A 4,709-nucleotide genomic window follows, 5' to 3' on the forward strand; every position below is an offset into this window, starting at 1 on the left:
GGCCGACATCGCGGCCGGCGCCGACCGCAAGAACGCCCGCGGAGTCTCCGTCCCGGACGCTGCGCTGACCGGCCGCGACGTCATCTACACCGCGGACCTGACCGTCCAGGTCGAGGACCTCACCAAGGCGGTCGCGCAGATCGAGACCGCGGTGCGGGCGGCCGGCGGGTTCGTGGCCGGCTCGGAGCGCAGCACGGACGCAGCCGCCCCGGTCACACCTCAATCAGCAGGCGAGCCCGGCGCGGAGCCCGCTCCCGCGCCGCGATCGTCGGCCACCCTCACGCTGCGCGTCCCGCCGGGCGGGTTCAACTCGGTGCTGGACCGCCTCGCGGCGCTCGGCCTGGTCGTGGATCGCAAACTCACCGGCCAGGACGTCACCGAGACCGTCGTCGACGTGAAGAGCCGGATCGCCTCGGCCCGCGCCTCGGTGGATCGGATCCGCGACCTGATGGAGCGGGCCGTGACCCTGCGCGACGTCGTCGCCCTCGAGGGCGAGCTGTCCCAGCGCGAGGCCGACCTCGATGCCCTGCTGGCCAAGCAGACCTCACTGAAGGACCAGACCTCGTTGGCCACCGTGAGCGTCCACCTGCGGACACCCGAGGCGCTGGCCGCGGCCGCCGCGGAGGACGACGACGAGGGTTTGACCGCGGGTCTCTCGAACGGCTGGCACGCGTTCTCGGACAGCGCCACCGCGGGCGCCACCGTGCTCGGTGCCCTTATTCCGTTCGCGGCCGCCCTGCTCCTGCTCGGCCCGCCGCTGTGGTGGCTGGGGCTGCGGATTCAGCGGACCGCACCGGCCGTGGGACGTAAAGTCAGCCCCATCGAGCCGAGCTGACGCCGGGCTAAGGGGAAGGGGCGCCCATGCCGGGATCGCGGCGCCGCCGGTCGCTCACAGGCGGCGGTGTCGCGATCCTGCTCGTCGCCGCCGGCCTCGCCCCGGCCACCGCCGCGCCGGGCCAGATCGCCCGGATCAGCGTGGACAGCAAGGGCCGGCAGAGCACCGCCGACAGCTACGCCCCGGCGATCAGCGCCGACGGCCGCTTCGTCGCGTTCGACTCCGAGGCCAACGCCCTGGTGCCGCGGGATCGCAACCGGGCCACCGACGTCTTCGTCCGGGACCGGGTCGCGGGCAGGACCACCCGGGTCAGCGTGTCCAGCCAGGGTGAGGAGGGCGACCGCGGTTCCTTCACCCCGGCCATCTCCGGCGACGGCCGCTGGGTGGCGTTCGTCTCCGAGGCCACCGACCTGGTCGCCCGGGACACCAACGGCGACCCGGACGTGTTCCTGCACGACCGTCGCTCCCACCGCACGATCCGGCTCTCGCTGGCGGCGGACGGACGCGAGACCACCGGCGGCACCTCTCCGGTGATCAGCCGCAACGGTCGCTACGTCGTCTACAACGTCGGGACGCCGCTGCGGTCGGTGGGCAACGACTCCGACCTGGCCGGGGTGTTCGTCTACGACACCACGACGAAGAAGCGCTCCAGACTGCCCGGCGTATCGGGCATCGATCCGTCGATCTCGGCCGACGGCCGCTACGTCGCCTTCTCCTCCGAGGTACGCGATCTGGTGCCCGGCGACACCAACCGGGTCTTCGACTCCTTCGTCCTCGACCGCCGCACGAAGAAGATCACCCGGGTCAGCGTCGGAACGCGCGGCAACCAGGGCAACGGCGAGAGCAGCGGCGCGGTGATCTCCGCCGACGGCCGGTACGTCGCGTTCTCCACCTCGGCGACCAACCTGATCCGCGGCGACACCAACAAGGCCGACGACATCTACGTGCGCGACCTGCGCGAGAGGACCACCCGGCGGGTCAGCGCGCGCGCCGACGGCGGCCAGCCCAACGGCATCTCGGGCGGGCCGGTGCTCTCCGCCGACGGGCGCTACCTGCTCTACCTCTCGGCCGCGAACAACCTGATGGCCGGCGGCAAAGGCGGCGCGACCTTCCACATCTATTGGACCGACCTGCGCACCGGCGCGCTGCGCCGCGTCACCGCGAACCCGGCCGGGCGCCCGGCCGATGCAGAGAGCACGTCGTTCCCCGCGATGTCCGCCGACGGGCGCACCGTCGCCTTCGGCTCCCGCGCCTCGAACCTGGTGGCCGGCGACACCAACGGCCGCGACGACATCTTCGTCCGCGAGTTCTGAGGCCCCGTCCGAACCATTAGGCGTGTCACGCCTAATGGTTCGTTTTCCACAGGGGTGAGCGCGACTCGGAAGCCGGGGCCTAGCGCACGGTGGCGGCGTGGACGCGGTCGACGACGCGGGCGAGGGTGCCCGGGTCGGTGTCGGGCAGGACGCCGTGACCCAGGTTGAACACGTGCCCGGGCAGGGCGGCCGCAGAGGCGAGGACGTCGTCGACCGCGGCGTCGACCGCCTCCGGGCCGGCGAACAGGACGGCCGGATCGAGGTTGCCCTGCAGGGCGCGGTCCGGTCCGACGCGGCGGGCGGCCTCAGCCATCGGCACCCGCCAGTCGACGCCGACCACGTCGGCGCCGGCCTCCCCCATCAGAGAAAGCAGCTCGCCGGTACCGACGCCGAAGTGGATCCGCGGCACGCCCAGGTCGGCGATCGCGGCCAAGACCTTGGCACTGGCCGGCATCACCGAGCGGACGTAGTCGGCCGGGGCGAGCGCGCCGGCCCAGGAGTCGAACAGCTGCAGGGCCGAAGCCCCGGCCTCGGCCTGGACCCGCAGGAAGACGGCGGTGATGTCCGCGAGCCGGTCCAGCAGTGCTGCCCACAGGTCCGGGCGACCGAGCATCATCGCCTTGGTCCGCTCGTGGTTCTTCGACGGCCCGCCCTCCACCAGGTAGGAGGCGAGGGTGAAGGGGGCCCCGGCGAAGCCGATCAGCGGCGTCGCACCGAGCTCGGCGACCAGCAGGCGGACCGCCTCGTCGACGTAGGAGACCGCGCCCGGGTCCAGCAGCGGAAGCCGGTCCAGGTCGGCCCAGTCCGCGATCGGCGCGGCGATCACCGGGCCGACGCCGGGCACGATGTCCAGATCCACCCCGACCGCGCGCAGCGGCACCACGATGTCGGAGAAGAAGATCGCCGCGTCCACCCCGTAGCGGCGCACCGGCTGCAGCGTGATCTCGGTGATCAGCTCCGGGCGGGAGCAGGACTCCAGCATTCCCACGCCCTCGCGCACCTTGCGGTACTCGGGCAGTGAGCGACCCGCCTGGCGCATGAACCACACCGGGGTGTGCGGCACCGGTTCGCGCCGGCAGGCCCGAAGGAACGCTGAGGCTCGCGCATCCGCCGCGGGAGGAGGAGACTCGTGGGACGCCAGGGGCATGGCGCCGATCGTCCCATGCGACACGCCGCCGCCGATCCACGGTTGGCCGGGGCCCACGTGTCACCGTCTCGGGACGAGCTCGCCCGCTCGTGGCAACGGCTCAGGAGGTCTGATGACGCGAGTCCAGAAGGACGGTCCGGCGTCCCGGCCCCTTGACCTGCCGGCCGACTTCGTCGAGGCGCTCGACGGGATCCAGGCGGCCCACGTGCGCCCCGAAGTCCGGTTGGAAGAATCCCCCGCCCCGCAGCAGCTGGCCCCGTATGCGGCCGCTGTGGCCGCCACCGTGACCATCTCCGGCGACGAGGTCGCCCAGGGCCGGCTGATCCTGCTCTGCGACCCGGCCGGGCATGACGCCTGGGAAGGCCGGCTGCGGCTGGTCACCTACCTGCGGACGACGCTGGAGGCGGAGTTCATCACCGACCCGCTGCTCCCCGAGGTGGCCTGGGGTTGGCTGGCCGAGACGCTGGCGGCCCACGACGTACCGCTGGTGGCTGCGAGCGGGACGGTCACCCGGGTGCAGTCCCACCCCTTCGGCGAGCTGGCCGACGGCGAGGACGAGCCCGGCGGTGAGCTGGAGATCCGGGCGTCCTGGAGCCCGGTCGGTGACATGGCTGCGCACCTGGAGGCCTGGATCGAGGTGCTGTGCACCGCATGCGGCCTGCCGCCCATTTCCCCCGGCGTGGTGCAGATGCCGGGAAGCAGTGGGGTTCCCCGCCGAGCTGGGGTAAAACGAACCACAACGGGACACAGGGGACGCTGATACCACCAGTCACTCCCGCACCGCTGACAACCGAAACGCAAAGTTAGGTAAAGAAGCATTCAAGGAATTCTCCCTAACGGCCGATGGAGACTCAAAGGCCACAACAACGGGAGGTTCCGTGACGCTCCTCGAATCCGCGCCTCGGACGGAAAATTCCGTCCTGACGCGACCGAACCGCCGGCTTCCGCCGCCGCCGCGCGTGCCGACCTCGCCGCTCGTCCGGGAAGCGCGCGAGCCGCGCTTCGCCCCGGACGACATTCCGATCGGTGCCGAACGCACCGGCTGGTTCACCGCGATGGTGGTCGGGGCCGACCCCTACCGCCGCGCGCTGGCCGTCCGCCGGCTCCGCAGCCTGGGCGCCCGCGACGTGACCGAGGCCGGGACCGTGCTGCAGGCCCGTGCCTGGGCCCGCACCGCCGGCCCGCGCGACGTCTGTCTGGCCGAGGCCGCGCTTCCTGACGGCTCCGGGATCCTCCTGCTCGCAGAACTGCAGCGCGCCGGCTGGTCCGGTTGCGCCGTGGTCCCGCTCGCCGACGGTGCCCGCGCCGTCCGCGCCGCGCGCCTCGCCTATCTCCTCGACGGCACGGGCCTCGAGCTCGACCCTGAGCTCGCAGAGATCGCGGAGCTCCGGGGCGGCGCCGTCACCGGAGCGTT

At 72.6% G+C, this 4,709-nt stretch carries 4 protein-coding genes and 1 pseudogene; 4 read left to right on the top strand and 1 reads right to left on the bottom strand.

Going from position 1 to position 4,709, the window contains the following annotated elements; translation table 11 throughout:
- Positions 1–835 (top strand): DUF4349 domain-containing protein (locus H0X00_RS21720; RefSeq protein ID WP_293774773.1); only part of this gene is annotated, 835 nt, incomplete at its 5' end.
- A gap of 26 nt (positions 836–861) precedes the next feature.
- Positions 862–2,148: a hypothetical protein gene (locus H0X00_RS21725; protein ID WP_293774774.1), complete on the top strand. Its 1,287-nt coding sequence runs from the start codon at positions 862–864 to the stop codon at positions 2,146–2,148.
- A 79-nt stretch (positions 2,149–2,227) separates the two neighbouring features.
- Here H0X00_RS21725 and hemE read toward each other — a convergent pair whose 3' ends face one another.
- Positions 2,228–3,295, bottom strand: coding sequence for a uroporphyrinogen decarboxylase (gene hemE / locus H0X00_RS21730; RefSeq protein ID WP_293774776.1), 1,068 nt, complete (start codon positions 3,293–3,295; stop codon positions 2,228–2,230).
- Positions 3,296–3,407: 112 nt separating this feature from the next.
- Here hemE and H0X00_RS21735 point away from each other — a divergent pair, with 112 nt between their 5' ends.
- Together H0X00_RS21735 and H0X00_RS21740 are read left to right on the top strand one after the other, a co-directional pair.
- On the top strand, positions 3,408–4,055 hold the full coding sequence (locus tag H0X00_RS21735) for a DUF3000 domain-containing protein (RefSeq protein WP_293774777.1): 648 nt from the start codon (positions 3,408–3,410) through the stop codon (positions 4,053–4,055).
- 199 nt (positions 4,056–4,254) lie between these two features.
- Positions 4,255–4,709: pseudogene (locus H0X00_RS21740) on the top strand (hypothetical protein); the annotation flags it as partial.

Origin of the sequence: Sporichthya sp. (genome assembly GCF_013815995.1) — a bacterium.
Classification (GTDB): domain Bacteria; phylum Actinomycetota; class Actinomycetes; order Sporichthyales; family Sporichthyaceae; genus Sporichthya.